The following is a 347-nucleotide window of genomic DNA, read 5'->3' on the forward strand; positions in this document are numbered from 1 at the left end:
CCGCGACGGAACCTGCCGGGTCGGCGGATGTGAAGAGCCAGCCTTTCTTACCCAGCTTGACCACCGGCACAACTGGGCTGAAGGCGGGCCAACCCATCCGAAGAACCTGGCATGCTTATGCCAAGGCCATCACAACATGAAAACCGATGGCACCTTAAAATACCTGCTGGACCCCTACAGTGGGGATGTTATCTGGCTTTTCGCTGACGGTACCTGGACCATCAACGAAGCCGACGGACCCCTAGCACCCAAGCAAAAACGCTGGGCGCAAACAGTCGCCCAACACATCACCACCACCAGAAAACGCGTGCGCGAACAAGCCCAACACCTCAAACAAGAACTCGACG

At 57.3% G+C, this 347-nt stretch carries 1 pseudogene; it reads left to right on the plus strand.

Going from position 1 to position 347, the window contains the following annotated elements:
* Nucleotides 1-136: 136 nt before the first annotated feature.
* Nucleotides 137-347 (plus strand): annotated as a pseudogene (locus tag HMPREF2604_RS14555) (HNH endonuclease); the annotation flags it as partial.

The organism is Corynebacterium sp. HMSC055A01 (genome assembly GCF_001809405.1).
Taxonomy (GTDB): Bacteria; Actinomycetota; Actinomycetes; order Mycobacteriales; family Mycobacteriaceae; genus Corynebacterium; species Corynebacterium hesseae.